Raw genomic sequence first — 12,977 nt, 5'->3', positions numbered from 1 at the left:
ATCGCGGAACTCGGCCGCGTGGACGACCGACCCGGCGAACCGGTCCAACCCCGGCGGAGTCGGGCGGTACGGCGCGCCGAATCCACCGGTTGCCGCGATCGTTGGTGACGATCACGCCCCAGTGCGCGTTCCGTGCGCGGGGCGTGGCCGACTCACCGCTCCCCTTTCACGCGGTCGAGGCCGTTGACTTCCTCCTGTGCGGCACTGTGCAGGGTGGTGAACGCGGAGCGGTGCCAGATCAGTGGTCGGTGTGGGAAGTCGCGGAAACCGAGCACGCGCAGGACGACGATCTCGTGGTCCCCCGCGTCGTGCACGCCTTCGATCGAGCAGTCCAGCCAGATCGGCGCGCCGTGCAGGAACACCGACCCCGAGTCGGACACCAGGGTGTCGATCCCCTCGAACCGGGTGTCCTTGTCGCGGGACGCGAGCCGACGGGCATTGCCCGTGTGGTCCTCCCCGAGCACGGAAACGCCGATCGCCGGTGCCTTCGCGAGCAGGGGCCAGGTCGTGGACGACCGCTGGACCGCGCAGAGCACCAGCGGCGGGTCCTGCGACACCCCGACGCTGAACGAGGAGACCACCAGGACGGTCGGGTCGCCGTCGACGACGGCGGCGAGAGCGGCGACGCCGGAGGGAAAGCCCGAGAACACCCTGCGGAGGGCCTGGACGTCGTCCACGTACGGCGTGGTCACGGGCGCTCCCTCCCGCCGACACCGCGCAGGACGACCGCTCGCCAGCGGTCCAGCCAGGCCTCCAGGACACCGTCGTCGCGGTACGTGCTGTCGATCAGGTAGAGCGACGGGGCCGGGCAGGTCGTCCCGATCTCGACCAAGAGGGGCTTGAGGTGCACCTCCGGGGCCATCGCGTGGGTCGGCGCCGCACCGAGCATCAGCGGAATCCCGACGACGCCGGCGAGCCCGGTCTGGCCGGGGAACCGTTCGAGGAACAGCTTGAGCAGACCCGTGTACGTCGCCTTGAACGTGGGCGAGGCCACGATCAGCACGTCGGCCTCGGCCACCGTGTCGATCGCCGCCCGCACTCGCGCATCGGTCCAGTCCAGCAGAGCCGCGCCGAACTCCGAGAGCTCGATGACGCTGCCCTCGCTCCCCAGCCCGCGCGCCAGCCTCTCCGCCGCGTCCCTCGTCCGCGAACCGGGCTTCGGGTTGCCGACGAGGGCCACGATCCTGGCCTCACTCATTGATCGCCTCGTATCTCTTGTTCGACTCGTTCGCCTTGCCGGACTCGTTCGACTTGCCGGACTCGTTCGACCGGAAGTACTCCCGCCCGCGCACCTCGTCCTGGTTCATCTGGACTACGAGGTCGTCGACGGTCTCGAACCGGACCTGGGGGCGGATGAACCACTCGACCGAGACTTCGGCGCGGCAGCCGTAGATGTCCTCGTCGAAGTCGAGGATGTAGGCCTCGATCGTGCGGGCGGTGGCGTCGAAGGTGACGTTCGACCCGATCGAGACCAGCGCCGGCAGCGACGCGAACGGCCGGGCCTCGTCCGGATCGGCGCTCTCGACGATCGTCAGCCGGCCCGCGTAGACCCCGTCACCCGGGATCGGCGCGGTCGGGTCGAAGTCGATGTTCGCCGTCGGGAAGCCGAGCCCCCTCCCCCGCCCGGCGCCGCGCACCACGGGGCCGGTCGCGTACCCGAGGACGCTTCCAGGGTTCGATTCCGCGAGGTGACTGCCGTTCCCGCCGCGCTCCGGCGTGCCTGCCGCCGACCCCAACACGCCGGCGGCGGCGACGCACACGACCGCCGATCCGGCGAGCGCCACGAGCGTCGTTCCTTCGGAGGTGGCGGCGAGCAGCGCGGCGGTCGCGGCACTGCCGAGGACACCGCCCACGTGCTTGATCGCGTTGTAGGCGCCCGCGGCGGCACCCATGAGCCCGTCCGGTACCCCGGTCAGCGCGACGACGGCGAGCGGCGCCCAGATGAAGGCGTTGGCGAAACCGAAGAGCACGAACGCGGAAGCGAGCACCCATTCGTTCACGTTCGTCAGCACGAGCACGCCGGAGGCCACCATCGAGGCCGCCAACGACACCGAACCGACGAGCGCGGTGAAACGGCTACCCCGCGAGTTCACCGAACGACCGGCGAACGGCGCCGCGATCGCCGCGGCGATGCCCATCGGGACGAGCGTCAGCGCCGCCTCACCGGGACCGAGCCCGCGATCCTCCTGGAGGTGGATCATCACGGGGATCATGGCCGCACCTGCGGTGAACGACGCCGCGGCACTGCCCAGCGCGGCCATCGCGAAACCGCGACCGCGGAACAGGGCGACCGGCAGCAACGCGGTGTCCGGCCTGCGGCGCTGGGCGTACAGCACGCTCGCCACGAGCACCGCGCCGACGCACACGAGCAGCCACGCCGGCATGAGCCCCAGCACGACGCGGCCGGGCGACGCCGCGCCCTCGTGGATCCCGGCGACGACCGCGAACGCCCCGACGCCGCTGATCAGCACGGACAAGAACGGGATCCGCGCGCCGAGCCGGGTCGAGCGCGGCACCCAGCGCCACGCCGCCACCAGGGCGATGACCCCGATCGGCACGTTGACCAGGAAGATCGCCTGCCAGCCCCAGTTCCCGACCAGGACGCCGCCCAGCAGCGGCCCGCTCACCGCGGCGATCCCGCCCACCGACGCCCAGATCCCGAGCGCCGTCGCGAGTGCCGGCAGGGCGAAGAGCCTCCGGATGATCGTCATGCTCTGCGGTGTCATGAGCGCCGCCCCGAGCCCTTGGACGACGCGCCACAGGACGAGGATCGCGGTGGTCGGGGCGAGGGCGCACAACAGCGAGGCAGCCGTGAAGAGCGCCAGCCCGAGGAGGTAGACGCCTCGTGCGCCGAACCGGTCGCCGAGCCGGCCCGCCATGAGCAGGGGGACGGCGTAGGCGAACAGGTAGGCGCTGTTGACCCAGATCGCGGCACCCTCGGAGGCGTCGAGATCCTCCATCAACGCCGGCAGCGCCACCGAGATGATCGTGCCGTCGACGAGGAGGAGGAAGAACCCCAGGCAGAGTGCGGCCAGCGCGAGCCACTCGGAGCGCTTCATGGGGTGAGGTTCTCCCGGAGCGTGCGGCCGGCGTAACGGGGAGCGAGCGCGCCACGGCGACCGAGTTCGGGTAGGAGCAGTTCGGCGATGTCGTCGAAGCCGGAAGGCATGCCGAGTGGGCTGGACAGCATGTAGCCACCGCGAGCGCCGGTGGCGGCGAAGTTCTCCTCCAGCGCGTCGGCGATACCGGCCGGGTCGCCGGTGAGCGTGTGGTCGATGCCGGTGGCGCTCTTCCACCCGTGCTCGAAGAACTCGGCCCGGTCCATGCGGTAGCCGTCCCCGTGCTCGGCGACGAGCCGGGCGACGAGCCCGGACTGGCTGGCCTGCGCGGCGTGGATCCGGTCGCGGAGGTCACCGAGCAGGAAGCTCGCGGGAAGCCCGGACAGGTCGTACCCCGTGTTGTGGGAGAGGAAAGCGCCGACCGCCTCCTCGTCCCAGAAGTCCAGCACCTCCGCACGTCGGGTGCGCGCCTCGTCCTCGGTGCGGCCGACGATCACCTGCGTCGCCCAGAGGATGCCGACGTCGGCCGGTTCGCGACCTTCGGCGACCAGCGCCTCGTCGAGCATCCGCCGGTGCCGCTGCTGGCCGCCGAGGTTCGCGCCGAAGCCGAAGACCACGTCGGCGAACCGGGCCGACGCCGCGATGCCGCGCGGTGAGTTGCCCGCCTGCACCAGGACCGGGCTGATCTGCGGGCTCGGCACGGCGGGCAGCGGCCCTTTCACGGTGAAGAACCGGCCGCGGTGGTCGATCGCCGCCACCTTCGTGGGATCGGCGAACCGACCGGAGTCCCGGTCGCGGACGATCGCGTCCGGCGCCACCGATCCCCACAACGCCTGGCAGACGTCGATGAACTCCTCCATGCGCTCGTAGCGCAGGTCGTGCTCCAGGAGTTCGTCGTAGCCGTAGTTCGCGGCGTCGGCGCTCCTGGTGGAGGTCACCACGTTGAACGCGATGCGGCCGGAGGTCACGTGGTCGAGCGAGTTCAGCAGCCGCGCCACGTAGAAGGGGTGCATGAACGTCGACGAGTAGGTCAGCCCGAAACCGATGGACGACGTGACCGTGGACATGGCCGCGATGACCGGCGCCATGTCGTGCCTCGGCCACTGGATGCCCCACTCCACGGCCGGTGCGATCGACCCGCGCCAGGTGTCGGGGATGCCGCTGCCGTCGCCGAAGAAGAGCATGTCGACGCCGGCGCGCTCGGCCGTCTGCGCGAGCTCCATGAACATCCGGACGTCCGGGAAGTCGCGCCCCACCCAGGAACCTTGACGGGCCCAGCGACCTTCGGTGTGGGTGAAGGACAAGTCGAAGGCGATGTGCATTCCGCTCACTTCGACACCTCCGTCCACATGCGAGTGATCTCCTCCACCGCGCACAGCACGGCGACGTTGAGCGCCAGCTGTTCGAGGGCGTTCTCGTGCACGCGCGTGTCGTACGCCGCCACCGCGTCGGTGGGGACGACGACCGGCCAGCCGAGCTGGAAGGCGTCCGTCGCGGTGGCGGCGACGCAGCACTCGGTCGTCAGGCCGGCCACCACGACGCAGTCGACGCCCGAAGCCCTCAAGTGCGCTTCGAGATCCGTGCCGACGAAACCGCTGTAGTGCCGCTTGGCCACGCGCGGCTCTCCTTCCGCGGGTGCGACCCGGTACCACTGCGCACCAGGAGTTCCGATGACACACGGTTCGTCAGGACCGAACGGCGCGTCGAGGTCACCGTCGCGGAACCACGCGCTGGACCGCCACGGCCTTGACGGGTCACTGGCCAGTTCGATCCACACCACGGGCACCCCCTCGGCGCGCGCGGCGTCGACGAGCATCCCTGTGCCCGTGATGGCACCCCCGACAAGCGCCGACGCCTGCGCGTCGAGGCCGTAGGGGGTCAGGAACTCGGGATCGCCGAACGAACGCTGCACGTCGACCACGAGCAGCGCGGGCCGCCGGTCGGGTGCGGACAGGAATGACAGTTGTCGCTCACGGAGGCTTTCCATCAGTCCGACGCCTCGTCGATCGCGCGCAGCGCGGGGAGCACGGTCTCACCGAAGAGCAGCATGTCCTGGTCGTACTCCGGGAAGATCAGCATCAGCCCGTCCAACTCCGCCTCGCGCACGATCGTCGCGATGTGCTCGATGACGGTCTCGGCGCTTCCGCTCACGTACGGGGTCTGGAACGCCGCCTCCCCGGTGGCACCCTCCGCCCAGGCGCGCGCCTGCGTAGCCGGGATTCCCCACGACGCCTGCATGGCCGCCAGCGCCTCGCGGTCGACGCCCTCGCCCCACCGGCGGACGTTCTCCTTGGCCTCGGCGTCCGTCTCGGCCTGGACCACGGTGAGCATCGAGTACGTCTTCACCGTGCGGCCCAGCTTCGCGGCTCTCTCGTGCACGTCCCGCGAGTGGGCCCGCATCTCCTCCAGAGTGGGTGCCCCGAGGAACGCGCCGTCGGCGTACACGGCCTGGAACTCCCGCGCGTCAGCCGAACGGCCGGCGCTGATGATGGTCGGGCGGGTTTCGGGGTGGGGCCGCGACTCGCACTCGTCCAGGGTGAAGAAGTCCCCGTTCATGGTCACCGAGTGCTCCGACCACAGGCGCGTCACCGCCTGCGTCCACTCGGTCGTCATCCGGTACCGCTCGGCGTGGCTCAGTTCCGGGTCCCAGAGCCCGAACTGGGCGAACTCCGCGGCGTACGAACCGTTGACGATGTTCATCCCGGCACGGCCGCCGGAGATCTGCTGGAGCGTGGTGTACATCTTGGCGGTGATCGCGGGGTGGTGGACGTTCGCGTGCGTGGTCGCCCAGATCTTCACCCGCTCGGTCGCCTCCGCCAGCGCCGACATCATCGTCATCGACTCCAGGCTCTCACCCCAGTGGTCGGTGCTGCCGCCGAAGCCGCGCCACTTCGCCATGGACATGATGAAGTCCAGACCGATGGCTTCGGCGTGCAGTGCCGCGCGCTTGTTGTACGCGTAGGTCGCTTCGGGGTGCGGCGCGGTCGTGGAGAGCATCCAACCGCCGCTGCCGATGGGCAGGAAGATCCCGTATTCCTTCGGTGACACTGTGCTGCCTTCCGTGTGCGGGGTGGGTGTCAGGGCGCCGGCCAGACGAGCCGGCCCGAGTCGTAGACGGCTTCGATGAACGAAGGGTCGAAGTAGGACTTCGCATCGGCGGCGGTCGCCTGCTTCACCATCGAGTACTTGCTCAGCAGCCCGGCCAGCGCGGTGACGTTGTCCGCGTCGACGGCGCCGAGCGGACTGCCCGCCGACCCGGTCTCCTTGACGAGCGCGACCTCGGTCTGCCAGATCTTCACGTTGTGCGCCTTGTCGTAGCCGCCTTCGGACTCCTCGGCGGCGTACCCGACGCATTCCTCGGCATTGGTGGAGCAGTGGGCGTAGGCGTGCAGGCCGGCCCGCAGGAAGTCCTGGACCGCGGTGGGGTTCTTCGCGGCGAACGCGGGGTTGGCCGCCATGCCGGCCAGCGAGCCGGGAACGTCGTAGTCGTAGGGCCGCCACACCTTCACCTCTCGGCCCGAGGCGGCGAGCAGGTTGGGTTCGTTGGAGACGAAGCCGGTCAGCGACTGGACCTGGCCGCGGGGCAGGATCGACGGGTCGTAGCCGACGACGACCTGCTTGAGCGAGCCGACGTCCACGCCCGCGTTGGTCAGCATGGCCTGGACCCCGATGGGGAGGCTGCCCTTGTGTCCCAGGGTCGTGCCGTCGAGCTGCTTGAGATCGGTGGTCGCGGGCATCGTCAGCAGCACCTCCAGCCCGGCGTTCGAATAGGCGGAGATACCGAGGACGTCGACGCCGTTGTCCCTCGCCTGGATGACGTCCTGCTCGCTGACCGGGCTGATGGTCACCTGGCCGCTGGCGAGGAGTTGGGTGTTCTGGCCGGTGTCGCCCGTGCCGGGCTTGATGTCCACGTCGAGGCAGAGGGCGTCGAAGTAGCCGAGCCGCTTCGCGGCGAGGAATTCCAGGATGGACGCCGATGCCTGGTAGTAGTAGCCGGTGAGGAAGGTGATCTTGCCGGCTTCCTTGTTCTTGGCGCAGCGCTCGGCGGAGATGGCGGTGCCGACCGCCGCCGCCTGGGCGCCGCTGTCGTCACCGGAGCAGCCGGCGAGCCCGGAAGCCGCGGCGACGGCGGTCGCGGCGAGTGCGATGGCGCGCAGCAAGGGTGTCTTCATGGACCTCTCCTGGATTTCGGCGAGCGGGCAGCGCAAAACCGGTATCGGTGAGTGGCGGTGGGCGCGCGGTGGCTCCAGGCCGGTTCGTGCGCCGTCCTGGGGCAGTGCGGAGCTGGGCTTCCCCGGCGTCAGCCGGCCGCGCCCCGCGTGGTCTCGTGCCAGTGCAGGACCCTGCGTTCGGCGATCGTGACGATGAGCAGCAGCACCGAGCCCATCACGGCCAGCATCGCGATCGACGCGAACACGACGGGCAGTCGGTTCATGGTCGAGGCCAGGCTGATCGCGGTGCCCAGGCCGGCCGCGGCGCCGGGCGCCGAGAGCTCGGCGACCACCGCGCCCACTATGGACAGTGGGAACACGATGCGCAGGGCGGCGAACAGGTACGGCAGCGAGCTGGGCACGCGGATGCGCCACAGCATTTCCAGCCGCGACGCTTTGAGCGTGCGGTAGACCTGCACGACCTCTGGCGGCACGGCTCGCAGGCCGACCGAGGTGTTGATCAGGATCGGGAAGAAGCAGATCAGGCCGGTGACGATCAGCTTGGGTTCCGGCCCGAACCCGAACGCGACCACGAGCACGGGTGCGATCGCGACGAGGGGCGTCACGTTGAGCACCACCGCGACCGGCATGATCGCCCGCCGTGCCCACGCGTGCTCGCTCACCAACACGGCCAGGACGAACGCGGAGGCGAAGCCGAGACCGAGCCCGAGGAGTGCCTCCCAGAGCGTGACCCAGGCGTTGCGGAGGTAGTAGTCCGGTTCGTCGGCGAGTGCCTCGCCGATCGAGGAGAGCTTCGGCAGCAGGTACGGCATCGACCGGGCGCCCCACTCCCACAGCGCGCCGAGCACCACCAGCATGACCACGAGCGGCAGCCAGACCTTCGGGCGCAGGAAGCCGATCCGCGACTTCGGGTGGCGGAGGCTGTAGCGGGACGGCTCGGCCTCCGCGACAGGGCGTTCGATCTCCGGTGAGGTCGCGACGTAATCGTCGAGTGACGTCATGTCGGTACTCATCCCCTCACGCGACCCGCGTGTGCCAGGCGCCACGCAGCTTGTCCCGGATCAGGTCCTCGAGCTGGTGGAACTCGGGTGTCTTGAGCAGGTCGCGCCCTCGTGGCCGGGGCAGGTCGACGTTGACGACGTCGGTGATCCGGCCCGGCTTCGCGGCCATGACGACGATCGCGTCGGAGAGCCGGACGGCTTCGCTGACCGAGTGGGTCACGAAGAGGACCGTCGTCTTCAGCTCGTCCCAGAGGTCGAGCAACTGCTCCTGCAAGCTCTCGCGGGTGAACTCGTCGAGGGCCGAGAACGGCTCGTCCATCAGGAGGACTTCGGGCTGCAGGCCGAAAGCGCGGACGATGGCCGTTCGCTGCTGCATGCCGCCGGAGAGTTCGCTCGGCAGCTTGTGCGCGGCTTCGGCGAGGCCCGCCTTGCGGAGCAGTTCCGCCATGTCCGGCGGTTCTGGTGGGGCGACGCGATCCGCGGCCTCGCCGATGGCGGCGCGCCGACGGGCCGCGGCCCGGTTGACCTTCTGCGGGAGCGTGACGTTCTTCAGCACCGACAGCCACGGCAGGAGCGCGGGCGTCTGGGGCACGAGCCCCACCATCTTCGCCGCACAAGCCTCTTCCGGGCTGACCCCGTGAATGCCGACCTCGCCGCGGTCGGCCGGTTCCAGCCCGGCGACCAGGCGGAGCAACGTGGACTTGCCGCACCCGCTGGGGCCGATGACGCTGACGAACCGGCCGGGCTGGATGGACAGGTCGACATCGTCGAGCGCCACCATGGCCGAAGCCCCGAAACCGTAGACGCGGCGGGCGCCGCGCACCTCGATCGCGGCCGTCCTCATGCGACGACCGGGCGTTCGGGACGGCTGTCTGATTGTCGGCTCCGCCGACGGTGAACAGGCCTACCAGGAACCATGACAGCTCTCCCAACCGATGACAGCGTTGCCGAGTCTGGAGAGCGTGCGGCGCGAGGACGTGTCTGCACCGCGGAATCCCAAGTGTGGACTACCGTAAGCAGCCTGTGTTGCGGAGCTTCACCGCTTCTGTTTCAACCCTGTTACGCCGCCCCGGTCGTGACCGAGCAACGGCACGATCTCGCCGTCGCCCCGGAACAGCAGCGCTTCCACGCCCAGGTCCCGCGCGGCCGTGGCCACCCAGCCCGAGAACGCCTGGGCCACGGTCTCGCTCACGCACAGGATCGCTTGCCCACCGGGCAGGATCGACCGGCTCAGCCACACGAGCTTGAACATGTCCGCCATGACCTTGTTGCGGTGGTGCGACTTGTACGCGCCCTGGTTGGCCACCAACTGCGCGAGGAAGCGGTTGTCCTCGTCGACTCCCTCGACCTCCACCCGGGTCCCGTCGGGCAACAGGAGCGTCCGCGGGCGAAGCCGGACGGCGAACCTCTCGCTGAGGCGCTCCAACATCCGCCGTTCCGTCGAATCGGGACCGAACCGGTGCCACACCGGATCATCGTCTCCCGTCAGCCTCATGGCCGGGAGTGTAACCACGCCGCGCGCCCCTCGTACACGACGTGGTTCACGTTACGGCAGAACGAAGATCGGTCGTCCGCGCCCAGCGCGGGCCCGTCGGCTCATCCGGACGGTTTGGCGGAGTCCGGCAGGGCGTACCGCAGAGCGCCCGACGGGCAGCGATCGACCACCTCGACCACCGTTTCAGGCTCGGCGGCGTCCGGCCGCACCCACGGCCTGGCCGCCGGGTCGAACACCTCGGGCAGGCCGCGGATGCACTCGGTGGCGTGCCGGCACCGTGCCGCCTCGAACGAGACGGACACGCGTGCACCGTGGTAGGCCTTCGCTCCCGGTGGCGGGAACGCGTCTTCGGCCTGGTTGTCCATTGGTCGTCCTCTCCGAAGGCTGGTGTCGGTCCTCGGGGTTCAGTCCGTGACCTTGCTGGCCGCGCGGTACTCCAGGTCCGCGTACTCGGGGTGCCGGGCGAGCCACCCGGCGATGAACGGGCAGACCGCGAGCACCCGCAGCCCGTCGGCGCGGGTGGACTCGACGGCTTCGCGCGCCAGCAGGGAACCGACGCCGCGCCCGTTGTAGGCCCGATCGACCTCGGTGTGGACGAACGCGACGAGTTCCGCCGTGCGGACGTAGGCGGCGAACCCGGCGAGCGTTTCGCCGTCGTGCGCCTCGAACCGGTTCTTGGCGCGGTTGTCGGTCACGGTGATCATGTGGTGGTCTCCCCGGGGATGTCGGTGTGCGGTAGCCGTTCGGCGGGGATGACTCCCAGCCGCCCGGCCTGGTAGTCCTCGAACGCCTGGACCAGTTCCTCGCGGCTGTTCATCACGAACGGGCCGTGGTGGGCGACCGGCTCGCGGATCGGCTGTCCGCCCATGACGTACAGCTCCAGCGTCGGCGTGTGCGAGTCCTGCCGGCGGTCGGCGGTGAAGCGCAGCGCGTCGCCCTCTCCGTGGACGGCGAGTTGTCCCAACCGCACCGGTCGGCCGTCGGGGCCGATCGTGCCGCTGCCGGCGAGCACGTAGACCAGCGCGTTGTAGCCGGGGTTCCAGGGCAGGTCGACCCGGGCGCCGGGTTCGACGGTGATGTGGGCGAGCGCGATCGGCGTGTGCGTCGACCCCGGCCCCCGGTGCCCGGCGACCTCGCCGGCGATGACGCGGATCAACGCGCCGCCGTCCGGCGTGGTCAGCAGCGCCGACTGCGTGCCGCGGATGTCCTGGTAGCGCGGCGGGCTCATCTTCATCGCCCGCGGCAGGTTGACCCACAGCTGCGTGCCGTGGAACCGGCCACCGCTCATGACCAGGCTCTCCGGCGGCGCCTCGATGTGCAGGATCCCGGCTCCGGCGGTCATCCACTGGGTGTCGCCGTCGGTGATGCGGCCACCGCCGCCGTTCGAGTCCTGGTGGTCGATGGTGCCGTCGATGACGTAGGTGACGGTTTCGAAGCCGCGGTGCGGGTGCCACGGCGTGCCCATCGGCTCGCCCGGCCCGTAGTCGATCTCGCCCAGTTGGTCGAGGTGGATGAACGGGTCGAGTTCGGACAGCGGCACCCCGGCGAAGGCCCGGCGGACCGGGAAGCCCTCGCCCTCGTAGCCGGTCGGTGCGGTGATCATGCGGCGCACCGGCCGGTAGGTCGTCGCCACCGGGTCGAGCCGGGGCAGTCTGGGCAGGACGAGCACATCGTCGACGGTGATCGCGGGCATGGCGTTCCTTCGCGGGGTGCGGGTGCGGGTGCGGGGTGGCGGTTCGAGGTCGCGGCCGTGCGGTCAGGCGCCGGCGAGCGCGCCCTTGTTGTCGTCCAGCCACTGCTGGAACGTCTGCAACCCGGGGTTGAGACCACGCGCGAGGTCGACGTCACGCGCGGCGTTGAACTCCGGCACCTCGGCGTAGAACTGGAACATGTTCCCCATCTCCACCGCACCGGGCCACGGCTGGGCGCGCAGGGCGTCGAACGGCACGGGCACGTAGGTCACCTCTTCGCCCAGCACGTCGCTCATGGCGGCGGCCATCTCCGCGCCGGTCAGGTGCTCACCGGCCAGGCTCACGGTCTGTCCGATGAGTTCGCCACCGCGCTTGAAGATGCTGTAGGCGGTCTTGCCGATGTCCTCCGACGCGACGCCGGCGAGCTTGCTGTCGGCCATCGCCATCGCCAGGGTCAGCTTGCCGTCCTCACCACGCTGCGGCGTCAGCACGCTGAGGAGGTTTTCCAGAAGAACGTGGTCCGCAGGAACGTCGTCGGCACACCGGCGTCGACGAAGACCTGGTCGGCCTCGGCCTTGGCGTCGAAGTGCGGCACCTTGTACGTGCCCAGCAACGTCGGCATGCGGTCGTCGTCGAGCGGGATGTGCTCGCGGGTGTCCTCCAGCGTCGACCAGATCACGTGGTCGGCCCCGGCGGCCTCCGCCGCCCTGGCCGCCCGTCGCACCGACCACGGCGATGATCTTCTTCTCCACGGCTCTCCCCGTTCTCGTGACCATCAAGCTTGTATGACACATCATGTTCTACACCGATATACATGACACGTCAACAATCGGTAGGCTGGTCACACATGGACGAGACACCGGGCTGGCTCACCCCGACCGAGCAGCACGCTTGGCGCAGCTTCCTCCGGATGCAGGAGAAACTGGCCGCCCGACTGGGCCGCGAGCTGCTGGCGGACTCCAAGTTGTCCACCCCCGACTACGGCGTGCTCGTCGAACTCACCGACGCGCCCGACGGCCGGCGACGCCTCCAGGACCTGGCCGGGGCACTGGAGCGGGAGCAGAGCCGGATGTCCCACCACGTCGCCCGGATGGTCAAGCGGGGTCTGGTCGTCCGGGAGGAGTGCGCCGGCGACGGCCGTGGGGTCCTCGTGGCCATCACGCCCGCCGGCCGCGAGGCGATCGAGGCCGCCGCTCCCCAGCACGTCAGCGCCGTCCGGCGGCTGTTCATCGACCGGCTCACCCCGGAGGAACTCGACACGCTCGCCCGGATCTCGGACCGCATCGTCGCGGCACTGGAGAGAGAACCCGGTCGAGCGGACCCTCCACCGGGCGGCCCAGCGGCACCCCGGGCCGGAGGCCGGAGCAGACACGCGCCCCGACCGAAGCCCTGAACTGCGGAAACACCGCTCGCACACCTGCGCGACGGAGACGGGACCACGCCGTCGACCAGACAGGCCGGCTCTACGCGTCGATGAAGACGTGCACGCTCTGGATCACACCGTGCTGGACGGTGATCACGTCCCGGCCGGTGACCACGGGCCCCTCCGGCCGGCCCCA

The 12,977-nt window shown here is 70.1% G+C and carries 16 protein-coding genes; 1 reads left to right on the top strand and 15 read right to left on the bottom strand.

Translation table 11 applies throughout. The features are described from left to right. Positions 1-152 precede the first annotated feature (152 nt). From FM051_RS01320 to FM051_RS54435, 15 genes are all read right to left on the bottom strand, one after another. A complete protein-coding gene (locus FM051_RS01320) occupies positions 153-692 on the bottom strand; it encodes a flavin reductase family protein (protein WP_158839722.1) in 540 nt (179 codons plus the stop codon). Beyond that, positions 689-1,198, bottom strand: a complete 510-nt coding sequence (locus FM051_RS01315) for an NADPH-dependent FMN reductase (RefSeq protein WP_158839720.1) — start codon at positions 1,196-1,198, stop codon at positions 689-691. The genes FM051_RS01320 and FM051_RS01315 overlap by 4 nt, the downstream gene beginning before the upstream one ends. After that, positions 1,191-3,059, bottom strand: a complete 1,869-nt coding sequence (locus tag FM051_RS01310) for an MDR family MFS transporter (RefSeq protein WP_158839718.1) — start codon at positions 3,057-3,059, stop codon at positions 1,191-1,193. The genes FM051_RS01315 and FM051_RS01310 overlap by 8 nt, the downstream gene beginning before the upstream one ends. Continuing rightward, complete coding sequence (locus FM051_RS01305) at positions 3,056-4,381, bottom strand: NtaA/DmoA family FMN-dependent monooxygenase (protein WP_238412071.1); 1,326 nt, start codon at positions 4,379-4,381, stop codon at positions 3,056-3,058. The genes FM051_RS01310 and FM051_RS01305 overlap by 4 nt, the downstream gene beginning before the upstream one ends. A 5-nt stretch (positions 4,382-4,386) precedes the next feature. Next, positions 4,387-5,046 carry a cysteine hydrolase family protein gene (locus FM051_RS01300; protein ID WP_158839714.1) on the bottom strand — a complete coding sequence of 220 codons (660 nt, stop codon included), beginning with the start codon at positions 5,044-5,046 and terminating at the stop codon, positions 4,387-4,389. Continuing rightward, the gene (locus tag FM051_RS01295) at positions 5,046-6,107 is read right to left on the bottom strand and encodes an LLM class flavin-dependent oxidoreductase (protein WP_158839712.1); all 1,062 of its coding nucleotides are present in this window, start codon (positions 6,105-6,107) and stop codon (positions 5,046-5,048) included. The genes FM051_RS01300 and FM051_RS01295 overlap by 1 nt, the downstream gene beginning before the upstream one ends. Positions 6,108-6,136: 29 nt before the next feature. After that, positions 6,137-7,231, bottom strand: a complete 1,095-nt coding sequence (locus FM051_RS01290) for an ABC transporter substrate-binding protein (RefSeq protein ID WP_158839710.1) — start codon at positions 7,229-7,231, stop codon at positions 6,137-6,139. Positions 7,232-7,359: 128 nt separating this feature from the next. Next, on the bottom strand, positions 7,360-8,232 hold the full coding sequence (locus FM051_RS01285; RefSeq protein WP_158839708.1) for an ABC transporter permease: 873 nt from the start codon (positions 8,230-8,232) through the stop codon (positions 7,360-7,362). 16 nt (positions 8,233-8,248) lie between these two features. After that, positions 8,249-9,076 carry an ABC transporter ATP-binding protein gene (locus tag FM051_RS01280; RefSeq protein WP_158839706.1) on the bottom strand — a complete coding sequence of 276 codons (828 nt, stop codon included), beginning with the start codon at positions 9,074-9,076 and terminating at the stop codon, positions 8,249-8,251. Positions 9,077-9,268: 192 nt separating this feature from the next. After that, on the bottom strand, positions 9,269-9,727 hold the full coding sequence (locus FM051_RS01275) for a hypothetical protein (RefSeq protein ID WP_158839704.1): 459 nt from the start codon (positions 9,725-9,727) through the stop codon (positions 9,269-9,271). Positions 9,728-9,828: 101 nt separating this feature from the next. Continuing rightward, complete coding sequence (locus FM051_RS01270) at positions 9,829-10,092, bottom strand: (4Fe-4S)-binding protein (protein ID WP_158839702.1); 264 nt, start codon at positions 10,090-10,092, stop codon at positions 9,829-9,831. 39 nt (positions 10,093-10,131) lie between these two features. After that, positions 10,132-10,431: a GNAT family N-acetyltransferase gene (locus FM051_RS01265; protein WP_158839700.1), complete on the bottom strand. Its 300-nt coding sequence runs from the start codon at positions 10,429-10,431 to the stop codon at positions 10,132-10,134. Next, complete coding sequence (locus FM051_RS01260; RefSeq protein WP_158839698.1) at positions 10,428-11,420, bottom strand: pirin family protein; 993 nt, start codon at positions 11,418-11,420, stop codon at positions 10,428-10,430. The genes FM051_RS01265 and FM051_RS01260 overlap by 4 nt, the downstream gene beginning before the upstream one ends. Positions 11,421-11,483: 63 nt before the next feature. Next, positions 11,484-11,909: an NmrA family NAD(P)-binding protein gene (locus FM051_RS50335; protein WP_202918619.1), complete on the bottom strand. Its 426-nt coding sequence runs from the start codon at positions 11,907-11,909 to the stop codon at positions 11,484-11,486. Next, complete coding sequence (locus tag FM051_RS54435; protein WP_202918618.1) at positions 11,903-12,142, bottom strand: Rossmann-fold NAD(P)-binding domain-containing protein; 240 nt, start codon at positions 12,140-12,142, stop codon at positions 11,903-11,905. Before FM051_RS54435 ends, FM051_RS50335 begins: the two co-directional genes overlap by 7 nt. Before the next feature lie 123 nt (positions 12,143-12,265). On the opposite strand from FM051_RS54435, the gene FM051_RS01250 reads away from it, so the two are divergent. Beyond that, positions 12,266-12,811 (top strand): MarR family winged helix-turn-helix transcriptional regulator, encoded by a 546-nt coding sequence (locus tag FM051_RS01250; RefSeq protein WP_158839696.1) that lies wholly within the window; start codon positions 12,266-12,268, stop codon positions 12,809-12,811. The last annotated feature ends 166 nt before the right edge of the window (positions 12,812-12,977 follow it).

It is taken from the genome of Saccharothrix deserti (assembly GCF_009769385.1).
Lineage (GTDB): Bacteria > Actinomycetota > Actinomycetes > Mycobacteriales > Pseudonocardiaceae > Actinosynnema > Actinosynnema deserti.
The sequence above is the reverse complement of the archived record's forward strand: the minus strand, read 5'-3'. Positions and strand labels throughout refer to the sequence as shown.

Bases quoted from the DNA above. Each gene is read 5' to 3' on its own strand.
- FM051_RS01275 (WP_158839704.1), bottom strand. From the start codon at position 9,727: ATGAGGCTGACGGGAGACGATGATCCGGTGTGGCACCGGTTCGGTCCC.
- FM051_RS01315 (WP_158839720.1), bottom strand. From the start codon at position 1,198: ATGAGTGAGGCCAGGATCGTGGCCCTCGTCGGCAACCCGAAGCCCGGT.
- FM051_RS01305 (WP_238412071.1), bottom strand. From the start codon at position 4,381: ATGCACATCGCCTTCGACTTGTCCTTCACCCACACCGAAGGTCGCTGG.
- FM051_RS01290 (WP_158839710.1), bottom strand. From the start codon at position 7,231: ATGAAGACACCCTTGCTGCGCGCCATCGCACTCGCCGCGACCGCCGTC.
- FM051_RS01300 (WP_158839714.1), bottom strand. From the start codon at position 5,046: ATGGAAAGCCTCCGTGAGCGACAACTGTCATTCCTGTCCGCACCCGAC.
- FM051_RS01265 (WP_158839700.1), bottom strand. From the start codon at position 10,431: ATGATCACCGTGACCGACAACCGCGCCAAGAACCGGTTCGAGGCGCAC.
- FM051_RS01310 (WP_158839718.1), bottom strand. From the start codon at position 3,059: ATGAAGCGCTCCGAGTGGCTCGCGCTGGCCGCACTCTGCCTGGGGTTC.
- FM051_RS01280 (WP_158839706.1), bottom strand. From the start codon at position 9,076: ATGAGGACGGCCGCGATCGAGGTGCGCGGCGCCCGCCGCGTCTACGGT.
- FM051_RS01260 (WP_158839698.1), bottom strand. From the start codon at position 11,420: ATGCCCGCGATCACCGTCGACGATGTGCTCGTCCTGCCCAGACTGCCC.
- FM051_RS01250 (WP_158839696.1), top strand. From the start codon at position 12,266: ATGGACGAGACACCGGGCTGGCTCACCCCGACCGAGCAGCACGCTTGG.
- FM051_RS01270 (WP_158839702.1), bottom strand. From the start codon at position 10,092: ATGGACAACCAGGCCGAAGACGCGTTCCCGCCACCGGGAGCGAAGGCC.
- FM051_RS01285 (WP_158839708.1), bottom strand. From the start codon at position 8,232: ATGACGTCACTCGACGATTACGTCGCGACCTCACCGGAGATCGAACGC.